The sequence below is a fragment of the Pseudoalteromonas sp. 4NS20-0020 genome, assembly GCF_057554385.1.
Genome location: NZ_BAAJMI010000009.1, coordinates 22107 through 37801 on the forward strand (window position 1 = coordinate 22107; position 15695 = coordinate 37801).

16 protein-coding genes and 2 pseudogenes are annotated in these 15695 nt (G+C 36.2%); 5 read left to right on the forward strand and 13 right to left on the reverse strand.

The annotated features are described in order from the left end of the window. Positions 1-89: 89 nt before the first annotated feature. The gene (locus AC27JL_RS18125) at positions 90-296 is read right to left on the reverse strand and encodes a hypothetical protein (RefSeq protein WP_004589247.1); all 207 of its coding nucleotides are present in this window, start codon (positions 294-296) and stop codon (positions 90-92) included. Positions 297-1109: 813 nt separating this feature from the next. Between AC27JL_RS18125 and AC27JL_RS18130 the strand changes: the two genes are divergently transcribed. Beyond that, positions 1110-1988, forward strand: a complete 879-nt coding sequence (locus AC27JL_RS18130) for a hypothetical protein (RefSeq protein ID WP_464707950.1) — start codon at positions 1110-1112, stop codon at positions 1986-1988. Positions 1989-2004: 16 nt separating this feature from the next. Here the strand turns inward: AC27JL_RS18130 and AC27JL_RS18135 are convergent, their stop codons facing one another. From AC27JL_RS18135 to AC27JL_RS18145, 3 genes are all read right to left on the reverse strand, one after another. Further along, complete coding sequence (locus tag AC27JL_RS18135) at positions 2005-2973, reverse strand: replication initiation protein (RefSeq protein ID WP_464707946.1); 969 nt, start codon at positions 2971-2973, stop codon at positions 2005-2007. A gap of 705 nt (positions 2974-3678) precedes the next feature. Beyond that, entirely contained in the window at positions 3679-3963 is a 285-nt protein-coding gene (locus tag AC27JL_RS18140; protein ID WP_004589244.1) for a hypothetical protein, read from the reverse strand. A gap of 129 nt (positions 3964-4092) precedes the next feature. Beyond that, positions 4093-4485: a hypothetical protein gene (locus tag AC27JL_RS18145; RefSeq protein ID WP_004589243.1), complete on the reverse strand. Its 393-nt coding sequence runs from the start codon at positions 4483-4485 to the stop codon at positions 4093-4095. Positions 4486-5063: 578 nt separating this feature from the next. Between AC27JL_RS18145 and AC27JL_RS18150 the strand changes: the two genes are divergently transcribed. Next, entirely contained in the window at positions 5064-5267 is a 204-nt protein-coding gene (locus AC27JL_RS18150) for a hypothetical protein (RefSeq protein WP_004589242.1), read from the forward strand. Between the two features lie 77 nt (positions 5268-5344). Here AC27JL_RS18150 and AC27JL_RS18155 read toward each other — a convergent pair whose 3' ends face one another. Continuing rightward, positions 5345-6994 (reverse strand): recombinase family protein, encoded by a 1650-nt coding sequence (locus tag AC27JL_RS18155; protein ID WP_004589241.1) that lies wholly within the window; start codon positions 6992-6994, stop codon positions 5345-5347. Between the two features lie 71 nt (positions 6995-7065). Here AC27JL_RS18155 and AC27JL_RS18160 point away from each other — a divergent pair. Continuing rightward, positions 7066-7305: pseudogene (locus AC27JL_RS18160) on the forward strand (endonuclease III); the annotation flags it as partial. A gap of 45 nt (positions 7306-7350) precedes the next feature. Here AC27JL_RS18160 and AC27JL_RS18165 read toward each other — a convergent pair. Continuing rightward, positions 7351-7596 (reverse strand): helix-turn-helix transcriptional regulator, encoded by a 246-nt coding sequence (locus AC27JL_RS18165; RefSeq protein ID WP_487196257.1) that lies wholly within the window; start codon positions 7594-7596, stop codon positions 7351-7353. Between AC27JL_RS18165 and AC27JL_RS18170 the strand changes: the two are divergent. Together AC27JL_RS18170 and AC27JL_RS18175 are read left to right on the forward strand one after the other, a co-directional pair. Further along, positions 7585-7698 (forward strand): annotated as a pseudogene (locus tag AC27JL_RS18170) (endonuclease III); the annotation flags it as partial. The gene AC27JL_RS18165 and the pseudogene AC27JL_RS18170 overlap by 12 nt on opposite strands. 205 nt (positions 7699-7903) lie before the next feature. After that, positions 7904-9814 (forward strand): aminotransferase class V-fold PLP-dependent enzyme, encoded by a 1911-nt coding sequence (locus AC27JL_RS18175; protein WP_008131420.1) that lies wholly within the window; start codon positions 7904-7906, stop codon positions 9812-9814. A 284-nt stretch (positions 9815-10098) separates the two neighbouring features. On the opposite strand, the gene AC27JL_RS18180 is transcribed toward AC27JL_RS18175, so the two are convergent. From AC27JL_RS18180 to AC27JL_RS18210, 7 genes are all read right to left on the reverse strand, one after another. After that, positions 10099-10845: an ATP-binding response regulator gene (locus AC27JL_RS18180; protein WP_487196270.1), complete on the reverse strand. Its 747-nt coding sequence runs from the start codon at positions 10843-10845 to the stop codon at positions 10099-10101. Next, complete coding sequence (locus tag AC27JL_RS18185; protein WP_487196258.1) at positions 10846-12117, reverse strand: PAS domain S-box protein; 1272 nt, start codon at positions 12115-12117, stop codon at positions 10846-10848. It abuts the gene before it with no gap. A 6-nt stretch (positions 12118-12123) separates the two neighbouring features. Then, entirely contained in the window at positions 12124-12525 is a 402-nt protein-coding gene (locus AC27JL_RS18190; RefSeq protein ID WP_487196259.1) for a PAS domain-containing protein, read from the reverse strand. A 145-nt stretch (positions 12526-12670) separates the two neighbouring features. Continuing rightward, positions 12671-13330, reverse strand: a complete 660-nt coding sequence (locus AC27JL_RS18195) for a hypothetical protein (protein WP_487196260.1) — start codon at positions 13328-13330, stop codon at positions 12671-12673. 1 nt (position 13331) lies between these two features. Then, the gene (locus AC27JL_RS18200; RefSeq protein WP_286889642.1) at positions 13332-13832 is read right to left on the reverse strand and encodes an RNA polymerase sigma factor; all 501 of its coding nucleotides are present in this window, start codon (positions 13830-13832) and stop codon (positions 13332-13334) included. A 395-nt stretch (positions 13833-14227) separates the two neighbouring features. After that, complete coding sequence (locus AC27JL_RS18205) at positions 14228-14965, reverse strand: alpha/beta fold hydrolase (protein WP_487196261.1); 738 nt, start codon at positions 14963-14965, stop codon at positions 14228-14230. A gap of 11 nt (positions 14966-14976) precedes the next feature. Continuing rightward, positions 14977-15651, reverse strand: a complete 675-nt coding sequence (locus tag AC27JL_RS18210; RefSeq protein ID WP_010558047.1) for a fibrobacter succinogenes major paralogous domain-containing protein — start codon at positions 15649-15651, stop codon at positions 14977-14979. Positions 15652-15695: the final 44 nt, after the last annotated feature.

Sequence of the window (15695 nt, forward strand, 5' to 3'; positions counted from 1 at the left end):
AAAAAATAGTATAGCTGAGCCAATGAATGCAATAGTCGAATAGACGACTTCTATTCGATATTGATTAATAGTTTTCAATATTTTGTGCATTAAAAACCATCATCAAACGAGTCAAATGCATCAAAACAGTCATCATTGTTTGAATCGGCTATCGAATCTTCAATCTCATAAACAGTCATTACCCTGTCTGGCTGGCCCACCACATTGCCACCAACATCTACGATATTAGTACTGGCATTTGTGATAGGTAATCCTGTTGAGGGGTTAATTGCGATATCAATAGCGTCGTTTTTCATTTTTTAAACCTTATTAATCATTAATTACAACTTCACAATTTAATGATTTCGTGATAAAAAACAAACTCGTTTGACTGCGCAGTTCAGCAACAAACAGTTTGGATTAAGTAATTAGCCCTTCCCTTACTTCACCTAATTTTATTAAGTAAAAACCCCTTATTATTTTCTAAAAAACTTTATTAATTGTTTAATTTGAAGGCGGTTTTTGTCTGAAAGATAGGTTTTAAGATCGCATTTTTCGGCACGAAAAACTGCAAAAATAGCGCCTCAGAATGAGGCCAACAAGCGCGTAATGTGGTGTAGGCGAAGCCGTAGACACATGGAGACAGCGCGAATGTACAGGCTGGTCTGTACTAACCGCGATAGTGTTTCGCATCAGCGAAATTCGATATCAATTTGGCACAAATTAATATCGAACCATCTATTTTCGTAGAAAATAAAAAGCGAAGAAAAATGCGGATAATGGGGCACCCATCGCATTGTCTGAAGCGGCAGTATGGCGGTTAGTACAGAGCGTAGCTCGGTGCATTCGCGCAGGGTCTACAACGCTAGTGCGATAGCGCGTCGAGTCAGCTCGTTGCGGAGCAACACCAGAGCTGACGGGCGTTTTAGTCCCTATGGTTAAACAACGAAGTTGAGAGACCATCCGCTGAAAGCGGCTTTTGTTGCGATAATTATCGCGACAATGATTCCGTGCATGCTGTCAGAGCATCTCGGAATGAAAAACGGCAATGTAATTATAAAATGATGATAATTTTTGTGTTGCGGTGCTAGTTAATTTTAATAATTAACTCACTAAAAGGATTTTGTGAATTGACTCAGAAACCATCAAAAGATTTAGAAACGAACAACCTACTTCTCACTCACTACCCTCGCTATTTTGATATTGATATGCGGTATTATCCAGGCGCAAACAATCATCAAAAAGGGGTTAACCGAACTAGGTTGACCGCTTTAATTGCAATTCGGTTTTCTATTGTTACACCAGGCATTGTGCGTTGGTTATATGGCATCAATCATCGGTTGGCATTAGAGCATTTAAACCGGCAAGAAAAAGATGGGCTATTGCGTGTGGTAAAAACACACCGCAGTCCAGATGGTCGTGTCTACGTGCCTACCTATACTGCAGCCAAATTTGCCGAGGAGTTAATGGGCATTGACGTGCATTTTAGGAGCAACAAAAATCCTTCTTTGCAGTTCAATCAAAATAATATAATGCATAATCTAATTAACGCATTTGTCATGCTGCGCGGTATACATAATTACCACAGTGATGAAACGTACGCACCAATGTGGAATGGGTTTATTACCGAGCCTGAATTTAAACGTATTAATAACCTATCTGATACACGAACCGTGGATGGTGCTGTGCGACTCTTAGATGGCTCTATTGCAGCAGTTGAAATTGAGCACTCATTTAAAAATAAAACGGCACGGCAGGCTATTTTACTAAAATATTTGGCCTCGTTAAAAAATAAGGATTACAGTAAGATTTTTTTATTCTCTCAGTCGGTCAAAATTTTTGATGATATAAAACGATTACATGAGCAGCTACTTACGGAGCTACCTGAACGTTACGACAAAAAAACACGAGCACCACTTCTCAGTGAAAGTGATGCTGAGCTGCTGCGTGCCTCAATAATATACCGAACTAAATTGTGTGAAGAAATTAATGAAATGTTTTACTCGTAATGCAGTAGTATAAACATTAAGGCGTTATGGTTTTTTTGCTCAATTGTTTAGAGTAAAAAACCTTAGTTTCATCGTCACCAAGGATTTTTGCATACGTTATACAGCGCCTTATATCGACTTTTGCCAACCTAAAATCAGGGTTTTGATTCTGTTTTAACAACTCATAGGTTCTTAATAGCTTGAGGTTTTCACGAGCCCAGACACCTTCTTTAGCTGACCCTTTTTTGACTTTAGGGCGGCGAAATAGATTCGGCCGTGCTATATGTTCACTTTTACTAGGGCATTGGGTGAAGTACGCAAACTCAATCGCAGTAATACAATTGCCCATTTTTTTTGGCCTAAACGTTACGCATATATCTGTATGAGCATTGATTTTTTCAATAGCGGGTATGAGTACGCGAGCCTTAAAATCCCGCCATGCTCCATATGATTCGGATAAAAATAATTTTTGTTTCATCTCTGGTAATTGAAAATTCACAACTACCGCGCCCCGTCGTTTGTAATTGTGGTAATTTCGCACCCGATTAAGGAGTGCGTATAATCGAAATGATGCCAGACTGTTTAATTTTACTGTGTTATGAAAAAATAACTCTGTGAAATCACCCTCAATATTAAAAATATAGGGCTCGATGTCTTTTGAGAACTCCAATGTGATAAACGAGCCCTGATTTTTCACCTTTTCATATCTAGCATTGCTCACCCAGGGGATTGAAAGCGACGTCCCACTATCGTCTAAAATAGTGACAGATTTATCTCTTAGTGACTCTGCAGCTGCGCTCAGCTGCTCATAGACACTGCTTTTATTGAGGCCGAAACACTTGGCATATTCCGTTGGATAAATCACAATTTTTCCTGGGTTAGGCTTTTTTGAATTTACTTTAGACAGCGCTAGATTTATTAATCGCTGCTCATTAATATCGAGCGAATAACCCGCATGTAGTAATTTATTAGCGAAAACAATTTTTGGAGAATTTTTACTGCTCATCTCTCTACCTCATTTCTAATTGATGGTGTTATGCTAACCGCGACCCAACCAATAAAAGAAATTTCGGTAAGTTTTTTGGTAAATAAAATTTTTATTTATTCACGGTAAAGGTGTCCCCCTAAACCGTATAAATTGCCTACTCATTTCGTATAAAGTGCCACAATAAACATATAAATTGCCCACCAAACACTTAAATATTTCATTTCATTACACAAGCTTATGACCCTCTAAAAGTATTAAAATAGAAAAAGATAAAATAAAGACTCATTTGGCACTTTTATAGATTTATTAATTCATTTCTGGCGGTTAAAATATAAATTAATTATTTTTTTAATTTTTTACCACGCCACTATGATTTGTAATGAGGCTACTGAGTGAACTAACTGCCTTACTGAAATACGCAAAAGGGAGGTAGACGTATCTACCTCCCTTTTGCATTTGACCTATGCGCCCTGCCAAACATGATTACAATGACTGCGCTTTTGAGCCACCGTAACGAAATCCTGTATTTGCGCAGGACCTCCTCCCAGGTTTGATACTCAGTAACTGAGTAAAATGCCCTATTAAACGCTATTGCAGTTAGGGCAACGAATCAGCAAATAATGATTCACGGCATATTTTGGGAGACATGATCAGGCTGTTACTTTTTAATTTGAAAATAACCATTATGACCTAGTTCAACTGCTAATTATTTCCAATTTCACACTAAGCAAAAACATCATCTTCAAAGTCGCACGGCAGCTCCACACGCTCTATTGGGTCGCTAATTAGAGCATGCATAATCTCGTAGGTGAGTTTTCGCATAGCATACTGGTTGAGCGCTCTATTTGCTGTAATTTCAGGGCCAATAACCTCCCACAGCTCATCTAAATTCGCATTATCACTGCGTAATTCTAATAAGTTTATCTGGTGGTCATTAGCGGTGATTACTCGGCTAAATGAGTGTAATAAATTTAAAAAATCCAATGTTGATACGTATGTATGTTTCATTTTTTCACTATCCTTGTGTGTTTTGTTATCAAAATCGATAACGTATTAGTAAATAAAATCAGACATGGGTATTTAAAACGGTTTACGAAAAAAATTTTTAAAAAAGCGAACAAATGTTCGCTTAGGGGGTTATGCATTGTCGATAATATCGACCCAATCACTTTCTGTTGCTGCAAAAAATGCAGTTGGCGTTTGCATAAATATTTGCTGGAACTCTTCAGAGAACAGCTCACAAAACTGTGTTATTTGCTCTATGTAGATAAGTAAAAAAAGCGTCATGTCGTGCCCTTCTAAATACCTATTCTCAAAACTTGGATTTTTTTCCAACATACTATTTGAAATACTAATGCCAAGTATTTTTCCAACGCTATCTCTATGTAAATAGATGTAATTATTGAAATTTAACTCTAATGTTTGTTCATTAACTACATCTGCTAACAATAAAATTGTAGAGCAGTCATCCCACGGAGATCTACTGGCTCGAACGTATTGGCGAATAAATTGAGATTTAATATTTTTCATGATTTGTCCTCGTTAATTGTCCTGAAATTAACTAGGGCCATGCGATGGGTAAAAATAGAAAATCACGTTTATGTAGGCTAAATTTGCAAAAAGAATAAAAATCATTAAGGTTAAAAAAGTTCCTAACTTTGAGGTAGAACAATATGACTGATTATATTTGGCTATTACCTGCGACCATACTAACAATAGTTTTAGTCAAGCTTATTAAAAAGTCCAGAAAGTAAACCTACACTTTAAGTGCATAAATAATTCAGTGTGAAAAATAACTTAAGCCTACCTATTGATAATAAAAATATTGAACAATTAATGAACCAACCCTAACGATCGCTTAAAAAAAACACAAATAAAATTACTTTATCCTCCATTTATCTAAAAAAAATTAAATAAAATTTTGTATATTTTTCTGAATTTTAATCAAGATGAAACGTAAATCTCCATTTGGCGGAGGTATTCAGAAGTTCATCAAAAAAATCACTAAACTTTTGAAATTTATTGAAATTAGTTATCATAGTACTATTAGTTTGATTAATTAAAACTTCAAGCTAACCAATTCTTTTTTTAATAAATTAAAGGTTTCTATGCAAATTATTTTTTCTAATAATGATGGACTTCAAATGCAAAAAGGATTTGCGCTAGCGATAATTACCAATCAAGGTAAGATTATTCAGTCAGGAATGGTTGTTGAGTCAATGGTCTTTGAAGCCATGTTGGCCCACACTATTGAAACCTTTTGTTCTAAGTTTACAAGTATTGACCCTAATTATTTTAAAGAACCTCAATAGCTAAGCCCTTTAGCTAAGTAATATTAAGTATGGCCTGTTGCAAGGTTAAACTTGCAACTGACCTCTTCGTAATTACGTCAAAAGTCATAACCACTAACTAGCTCACCAGTATGTTTATGCAGACGTAACAAACGCCTCTTATCATTATGAAATTCAAGTAAAAGCTCAAAGTAATCAGCATTTGAGGTACCTAACAGACGCTCAAATACATTATTGAGGCCACCTTTATCGCCGCTAAATGTATTTAATTGTAAACTGATGCTTTTAAAAGTGTCTTTAACTAGTTGACGAATAGCTAGACGTTCGTCGTTGGAAAGTTTTATAAGGTTTTTAGTAATTGATAACCACCGATCAGTTACTTCATCACGAAATGAGTTATCAATTCTAGCTAACTTATTTTTACTAATACTAATCTGCGACTCAACATCACGTGCCTCAGACTCAAGTTTGGATATTTTGTTAGCAATGGCCTGTGGCGGAGTTCCATTTAAAGTCAGAAGAGCCTCAGTAAATAAATCTATATCACCATTAATTTTAACTAAACGCGCCCTAAGATTAGCCTCTTGGCTGTTAATGGCCTCCCTATCTCCACCTTTTAACAAAATACGCTGTAGGTTAACCTTATCTTGGCAAAAAGTGACAACTGCTTTTTCTATCACATCAATTTGGACGGTTGAATTCATTTCACAGTTATTTTTTCGCCGTGCTTCAACACAGCCATATCGTTTATGGCTGCTTTTTACTTCATTCAAACATTTGTTTCGATAAACAACATGTGAACCTACAGACTTTCCGCAATTGCCGCATTTAAATACACCTACCCCAGATAAAATACCAACAAACTTCTGTGATTGTTTAGTAGCGCCACGCTTAGATGAATCAGCGACTAAAAAGTTAAATTCAGATTCACTCATCAGCGGAGGATAATAACCTTTAAGGCCATACTCTGCATTCCCTACTTTTACATTGAGCTCACCAATAAGTGAACGACGCTTAACCTCTTTATATACATTGGCACCAGTATGATGAATAGTGCCTGCACCAAACTCACTATTAATTAACATTGCTATTTTTATGCCGCCATATCCTTTTTTAAAAAGCTCTATTTTGCGGAGCATAATTTTTTTATGATGTGGCTCAAATTCAAATATTTTTTTATCATCATTCCACACAGTCCAACTAGGCGGCTTACCACAATTTACTCTGAATCCACGCTTGCCCGCACTCCAATCATCACACTGCTGTTTCAATACATCTCGTACACGTTGAGATTTGGTTTCACTCTCTTCATTTGCTCGCATGAAGATCATCAACATGGCAAGTAACTCAAACGGGTTTTCATCAATAAGTTGGCTGTTATATTCTTTGTTGTCTATTGCGGTTATTACTGTAATACCAGCATTGATTATCTGAGTTACAATACTTGCGCATTCTGAGACCTTCCTTCTTGACATTCTATCTAGACTTTCAATAAGCAAAACTGAGCCTGAAGGGATATTACCGTCCTCTATCGCTTTTAAAAATACTCCAAATGCACCTTTTTTAATATTATTTCCATGATATGCACTAAGGCCTAGATCTCTCATTGTAAGAGACTCATCCAATAATAATCCTCTTTCCTTAGCTACTTTATTTGCATAATCTAATTGCCTTTTAAGGGAATGTCCCTTGGCTTGCTCTTGAGTAGAAAATCTCACATAGCTGAACAACAAAGGTTTTTCTGACATAGGGCTTTTCAAATCGTTAGTTATCTATTATGAAAGGACTGTATCACAATCTAGTTTAATTATACATTGTCTGGCCGACAATAGCAGTCGACACTCACATCGATCGTGTATCAAACCGCACTAAGTTTGCTATGGGCAAAAATGTGGTTGAGGTTGAGAAAAAACTCGAAAAAGTGGTACCAAAAGAGTTCAAAGTTGATGTCCACCATTGGTTAATTCTGCATGGCCGCTACGTGTGCACAGCCCGTAAGCCTAAGTGTGGTAGTTGTATTATTGAAGACTTGTGTGAGTTTAAAGACAAAACCGAATAATTAAAGATAATTAAACGGCTTATTTGCATCAATATCCCATGGCATTTATCTAGTACTTTTGCTCTTAAACATTTTTTTCCACGCTTTCGGGGCGATCCCATACTTTTGTACAAAGTGTTTACGATAAATTTGCTCCGAACTAAAGCCTGCTTTTTCAGATACCTCAGTGACAGCCAAATTTGTTGATTCTAATAATTCCAAACTCTGGTTAAGACGCGCGTTGATTAGCCAAGTGTTAAAACTGATACCATTTGCGGATTTAAAGTTTAGGCTAATGCTGATGTGCACCATTGGTTGATTCTACATGGTCGTTATGTGCGTACCGCCCGTAACCCTGAGTGTGGCAGCTGTATTATTGAAGACTTGTGTGAGTTTAAAGATAAAACAGAGTAAAAGATAAGTTTACGCATAGTGATCAACTTTTTACTTTAAAACAGTTGTAGGACATTCGCTTGCGTGAACTTTTATTGAGAATGAAACATTAAACATGGACGTGCATAAAATATAATTAATGCACATTTACAAAGTATTAATTTCACAAGTGCCAATGCATTGGTTATGCTACTGAGTATTATAATATTTTATTACGAAAACCCCTATGTTGCCTTTACTGCGTATATTATTAATTGAGCAAGACCAAGCCACTTTAAAAGAGTTGTCTACAAATCTCTCTAAAGCGATACCAAATTTTGAGCGAGACGATATCCATATCGATATTCTTGAGCGTTTTACGCTTAAAGATGCGATAACAAGTGTTGAAGAAGATGGTGATATTCAGGCTGTTGTACTTAGTTGGGATTTACAAAACAAGGTTGGCGAGAGAACGTATAGCCGCTTTATTGAGCAGTTAAAAGCCATTCGATTAGAGCTTCCAGTTTATGTAATTGGCGATGATACTAAAGGACTGGAAATAGTCAACGAGTCAGAAGAAATTGAATCGTTTTTCTTTAAAGACGAGGTTATTTCTGACCCCGAAGCTATTTTAGGCTATATGATCAACGACTTTGACGACCGTTCAGAAACCCCGTTTTGGACTGCGTATCGCCGTTATGTTGGCGAGTCGAACGATTCATGGCACACACCGGGCCATAGTGGTGGCTCTAGCTTTAGAAACTCGCCTTATATTAAAGACTTCTATCAGTTTTATGGCCGCAATGTATTTGTTGGCGATCTGTCGGTATCTGTCGATTCGTTAGGCTCTTTATCTGATAGCACCAATACCATTGGGCGTGCTCAAGAATCTGCAGCTGCAACGTTTGAGGTAAAGCATACCTACTTTGTTACTAATGGGTCTTCTACTTCAAATAAAATTATTTTACAAACCCTGTTACGTAAGGGGGATAAGGTCATTATTGACCGTAATTGTCATAAATCTGTTCATTATGGCATTTTGCAATCAGCCAGTTTACCCATTTATTTATCGAGTATATTAAACCCTAAATATGGTATTTTTGCGCCACCTTCGTTAGCCGATATAAAACAAACAATAGAGCAAAATACCGATGCAAAACTACTGGTGCTTACCGGTTGTACTTACGATGGTTTATTAAGCGATTTAAAACAAGTTGTGGATTTTGCCCATCAACACGGCATTAAAGTATTCATTGACGAAGCCTGGTTTGCTTACTCTTTGTTTCACCCGAGCCTGCGTTACTACTCAGCCATTCATGCTGGAGCCGATTATGTCACTCATTCAGCACATAAAGTGGTATCGGCGTTTTCACAGGCGTCTTATATTCATGTGAATGATCCAGACTTCGATGCAGATTTTTTTAGAGAAATTTACAGTATTTACGCCAGTACATCGCCCAAGTATCAGCTTATTGCCTCGCTTGACGTATGCCAAAAACAATTGGAAATGGAAGGCTATAAATTACTTAATGCCTTGTTAAACCATGTCGACGAATTTAAACAACAAATGGCATCGTTGAAATATATTAAAGTGCTGGGTAAAGACGATTTTATGGAAATATTTCCACACTTTAGTGAAGATAATATGGGTCACGATCCACTAAAAATCCTTATCGATATTAGTGAATTACCCTACTCATTAAAAGACATTCATAAGTTTTTATTAGATGAAATTGGCCTAGAAATAGAAAAATACACTCACAGTACAATTTTGGTATTATTAACGCTTGGTGGTACTCGTTCGAAGATTATTCGTTTATACAATGCATTAAAAAAACTTGATAGTGGGAGAGTAAAACTAGCCAAATCAACAAGGCGCTCTCGCTTGCCAGAAAGCTTACCAGCCATCGATTTAGCGTGTATTCCAGGCGATGCTTTTTATGGCGAACGCGAGTCGGTGCCTATTGCTAAAAGCAATAATCGTATTTGTGCTGGTTTAGTTACCCCCTATCCTCCAGGCATACCGTTATTAGTTCCAGGGCAACACATCACTGAAGAACATATCGAATACTTAAAAGAGCTTGCCGGTCAAGGGTTAACTATTCAAGGTAGCTTTGATGGTGAAATTTATGTTCTAAAAGGTAAAATAGAAAAATAACCAGTATTTTACCCATTCACTTAATTAAGTGAGCTATTTTGAGGCTGGAAAAACGTGTTGATAGCTAGGCAAAAATATCACTATTTAGTTGCTCTAAATGAACATTTTGTAACGCAGGTAGCGACATGTTTAGCCTCGAAAAATGATTAAGTATTATTGCGGATTAGTATTACATACAATATTCTACGAGAAATTTGTCAGCAGTTTTTAAACCCTGCTGATGTTATTTTCAAAACCAAATACTTTTCTATTGGACAGGCCTTATTTTATATAGCCAACATTAATTAACCGATTAAATACAAACAACGCCTGAGTGTGCCATATAACTCGTTGATATCGATTGGTTTAGGTACATGAAAGATGAAACCTTGCTGGTAGTAATGTTTTACGTCTTTATCCATTACATTGGCTGTTAACGCAATAATAGGCAAATTTGGCAGTATTGTTTTTATCTGTTGATTAGCCTCAATCCCATCCATAATTGGCATGTGAATATCCATAAGTACTAAGTCAAAACGTTCGGAACCAACAGCTTCAAATGCTAATTGACCATTTTCTACAATTGTAATATTGGCATTTGTTTTAGCCATCATGGCTTTAATCAACACTTGATTAATACTGTTATCTTCGGCAACAAGAATTTTTTTCCCCTGTAAATTAGGCGCTTTAAACGATTTTTTAGGGGCTTTATCTGCTATGTTATTTGCTTTAGGTAATGGTAATTTAATCGTGACAGTTGTGCCAAGCCCTTGCTTACTTTGGATATCGATTTCGCCGCCCATCATTTTAACTAAACTAATAGTGATAGACATGCCAAGTCCTGTTCCACCATATTTCCTGGTTGTAGAGGAGTCTGCTTGAGTAAACCGCTCAAAAATGTGCTCAGTAACTTCCTTGCTCATCCCTATTCCTGAGTCTACAACCTCTAGGTATATAGCCTCTTTACCTTCAAAAACTTTACTGCTCGCGTTTATTTTAACACTTCCCTTATCTGTAAATTTAACCGCATTAGAGCTTAAATTTAATATTATTTACTTAACTCTAACTAAATCACCTACCCAATATTCGTAATAACTTTCATCTTTATTTACGGTAAAGCCGATACGTTTTTCACTAACTAAGGAGTCTAAGTCATAGGTTATAGAATTTAATACCTCAGTTAATGAGAATGATGCTTTTTCTAACTGTAGTTGGTTGGACTCTATCTTAGAGTAATCTAAAATATCGTTAATAATAGTTAAAAGGCTCTGTCCCGAATAAGAGGCATTTTTAAGAACTGCCCTTAACTCATCAGGTAAACTAGTATTTTCTAGCAGTTGCAAACCACCTAGAATTGCATTCATAGGAGTGCGAATTTCATGACTCATATTAGCCAAAAAGTCACTTTTTGATTGTGCAGCATTTTCAGCAGCTAACTTTGCATCGAACAATTTTCGTATTGCATCTACTTTTTCGGTTACATCGTAATTTACACCAACTACTTTTATGGCTGCACCATGCGAATCTCTCAATATCTCTGCACTTGCTTTAATTGTCCGGATATTTCCATCAGTGTGTACAACGCGAAACTCTGGGTCGTAAATGCCTACCCCGTTGATTGCTTCATCCAACATACGTTCATTATGTTCAACGTCATCAACATGAACTCTATCAAGCCATGCTTGGTATGTGCAGGAAAACTCTAACTCTGAGATGCCGTATAATTTGTACATCCAAGAATCCCATACTAGTTTTTCTGTTTTTAAATCTAACTCCCATACTCCAATACCCGCAGAGTCATTGGCTAATTGCATACGCAAAGCAAAAGAATCCACCTTTTCTTTCGCCGTTTTAATTTGTTGCTCACTCTGTTTTTGATGAGTTATATCTTGAACGACAGACCAAATAAATGTTTCACCTTTGCTATCTGTAATTTTTATACCCGATAATAATACGGGATATACATGCCCATTTTTATGTATGTATTCTTTTTGATACGGCCCATACTGGCCATATTTAGCAAGTAATTCTAGCTGTTCATGTTCTCGCTTCTCATACTTTTCAGGGGTGAGCTGCCAATAGTCCATTTGATTTAACTCATCAACACTATAGCCTGTGATTCTGCCAAACTCCTCATTCACAAACTCAAAGCTGCCGTCAGATATTGAATTAATTGCAATACCAACGGGTGCCAAATCAACAAACTTTTCAAACTTTTCTTTTTCTCCCAAAAACGCTTGTTTAAATCGCTGCTTTTCTGAAGCTTCGGTACTGATTTGTTTTTGGGCTATTTCTATATCGGATATGTCTCGACCAACCGCCAATATTAATTAACTGCCCTCTATGAATAATCCAGTCAAGCTAACTAAACAGTTAAACGTTGTGCCATCTAAACGCGAATGTATCCATTTAAAACTATGAAAGCCCTGTTCTATGGCGCAATTTATATGCGCTTTAGCTAAAACATCTGAACGATTACCACAGGGTTGTAACTCGGGTGACAAGTCAGCAGGACTAAGGTTTAAAAAGTTGCCCATGCTATTAACACCGTGCATATCAATAGCTGCTTGGTTGCATTCTATAAACTTACCTGAGCTTAAATCGATAACTGAATACGCGTCGGCCGAAGCGTCAAAGGTTTTTTTGTACTTATCTCGTTCATAAGTAAGCTCAGCAATCGCTCGCTTTAGTTTTGTGTTTTCTTGCTCTAGATTATTTTTACTGGCAGGCACTACTTCTAACTCATTAACTACGCGTTTTACATAGTATAGAAGCTATGTAAAAATTTGGCAGCTTAATTTCATAAAAATCAATTATCTAAAGAGTTTATGCAAAAAAATCATTAACTATTTTCTACACAAACACAGCATTTGATAACTAACTTTCTATTAACTCAGAGCTATTTAAAAACTCAGCCATAGTGACCAAACGTTTACCAACAATAAATTGAACACTCGCATTAACCCATTTCTCAGAAATGTTCTTATAATTTAATTTAGCAAATACCCATGCTGTAGCTATAAAAAACAGTACTGACGACAAAGAGTAAAACCAAATCATGTGCAGCTCTAAATACTGATATAAATCAATTCCAAAAAGTAGGTCAAACCCAATAAAAACATAAGCAAGATAAAAGGGAACTGACATAAGTAGCAACTTGGTCAATTCTAATTTATGAGAACAAACTCGGTAAAAATCTTTTTGTAGTTGGTTAACTGGTTTTGAATAGTCAATGTTTGAAATTAAAACAATTTGGCCAATATTTCCTGCAAGCCCAATGATGGCAAACAGGTTGAGGACAAAGCCTGAAATTATTGGCGCTGAAAAAGTAAAGCCTGCAGCAATATACTTCCACAACAGTACAATAATAATTAAAAAGACAACGCTTTCAATTATTCGTGCCCATTTCATTTTATTAAGTGCTTTTATTTGTTTATTTATTTTTATTTCAGCAAGCTTTGCTTGATTAATTTCAATAGTGCCATGTGTACCCGTGCTTTGTTGTTCCCATGCGCTTTTAAAGTTATCTAAATTCATGTTAAGAATCCCGTGTTTCAAATTGAAGTTTTAATGTGTGTTTAATTCGACTAATTCGCGTAGCAACATTGGTTTTACTGATCCCTAAGCTATTCGCTATGCTTTCATAAGATTCACTCTCTAAATAAAGGAGCATAATCGCCTTATTTAATTTATCGAGTTGACCAATAAACTCATATAACTGCTTTACCACCTCGTTGCTCTCATCTTCTTGCGATAAGTCAGCAATCTTCACTATGCACTCTTCATTTGCTTTATCTTCTCGCCGACTGTCTTTTCGGTAATAAGATATAGCTACATTCAGCGAAATTCGGTACATCCACGTTGAAAACTTATAAGTATTGTTGTAATTATCATAAGCTAGCCACATCGTTGTTAATATTTCTTGGGCTAAGTCTTGTCGGTCATCTTTGTTTTGACAGTATGAATTCACAATTTTATAAATAATGCCTTTATGTTGCTCCATTGCTTGAGCAAATTGTGTTTTTTTAATTGTGGTCATTTACTGGTTAATCCATCACTTTTTCTTAATTTCATAATATTAAGACTTTAAAGTTTGTTTATTTGATAGCATAAAACACTCTAGCCCTTTTTATAGCTTTGTTTTTTGATGTGTTTTAAATACTATTTAAATGCAAACACCGACCCTAAAGTAATACCTGCTTAATTTATTACCTAGTTATTCGCAGCAACTGCGAAAAAATCACAAGTTCAAATAAAATTTTTCAATTCAAGCGTTAAACGCGTTGTTAACTCTCTATTTTTAGTCGATGGTAAATATTGCTGAAGAGTCTTAATTAAGTGGGTTTAATATTTAAACGGTGGCTTTTAACCTCTTTGATAAGGTTAAATAAACTGAAGTATTTTTTGATAGTAGCTAGCTAAATATACATAAAATTAGTGTTTAAAATAACCTTTTTGTAAAAAATGTACAGTTTGATAAGCAACATTTTCGTTGTAGCGCATTTCAGAGTGGCTTACGTTAATTGTAATAAAATCATGCATGTTCGCTAATTTAGTGGATTCAACCGATACAAGCCCATCATTAACACCATTAAATTTATCGTTAGTTAAGCTAAACGACTTTGTACCTGCTATTACGCCAAACTTTACAGTTAACTCTCCCAAATTATTACCAAGGCTATTCACACCTGTAACTAATGATTTGCTGATGCCGCCTCCTAAAGTAATTAACCAAGAGTTTTTAAAATGATCAGCCAGTTCACTCCCTTTATTTGGCGTGCCTATTAAAACGCTATTTCCTATAGCCACATTTTTTAGTGTGTGATTAGCGTTTTGTAAATATGCTCTAATTACTAACCCACCTAAAGAATGCCCTACAAAGTGCACTTTTGAGGCATTGATAATACAGGCATCAATTTGTTTTGTTGTGTCTTTCAATACTGCCTCAACACTTTCGCCAATTGTTGCGTAATCTAAACTGCATACTTTATACCCTGCTTGCTCTAGCCTTTGAGCTAATTTCCACATGGCCCAATCGCTTCTTCCTAATCCATGTGCCAGCACAATAAGCTCTTTATCAATATCATCGCCCGACGAAGCTTGGTTCGTATTTACGCAACCTGTTGCTGTAAAAAGTGTAATAAACAACACAAATGTAATTTTTAATAGCATTATCTAACCACCTAAATTTTTACGCATCGAACTGAAAACATATACTCTTTATTAAGCTTCGCACGGCGAATTTCGCCCTTGTGAGAGTTCCACCACGAATAAGCAAGTGTTCTTGCATAAGCCTCAGAATTAGTTGCATTGGTGCTTGTCCAAAACTCGGTATACATACCCTGAGTGATATACCAATTTCCTAATTTAACCCCCGCAGGCATAGCAGAAAAGCCGTATTTATTTACTTGCAATTGATTAAAACGCTTAAAAATAGTGTCGGGTTGCTTTACTTTTAACGTAATTGCCACGTCGTCTTGTCCACGCCACCCAAGTTTATCCACGTCTGTTTTATCTATTCCTATAGCTATCTCTAAAGCTTTGTAGTCTTCATCAGAGGCGACTCGCCATCCTTCTGGGCAAAGGTTTCGCGTATCTGTTACGTCATACCAATCGTAAAGCCTACCATAAATAGCTAAATTACTTTTATCATCATTAGGTATAAAGCCAGTATTAACCTTTGAGCCATCTTGAAACTTAGTCACACGAAGGTTTTCAGCTAACCATATTTGTTTACCAATCGTAACTGTTCGATAAATATTACCTTCATGATCCTGAACCAACGCGCTATTTATTGATGGTTGTGAAGTGTTTTGTTCGCTAATAAGTTCATTCGCTAACGTTGTTGAGGCCGACATAAATACTCCCAATATATAAATGAAATGTTTCATAGGTGAGGTGC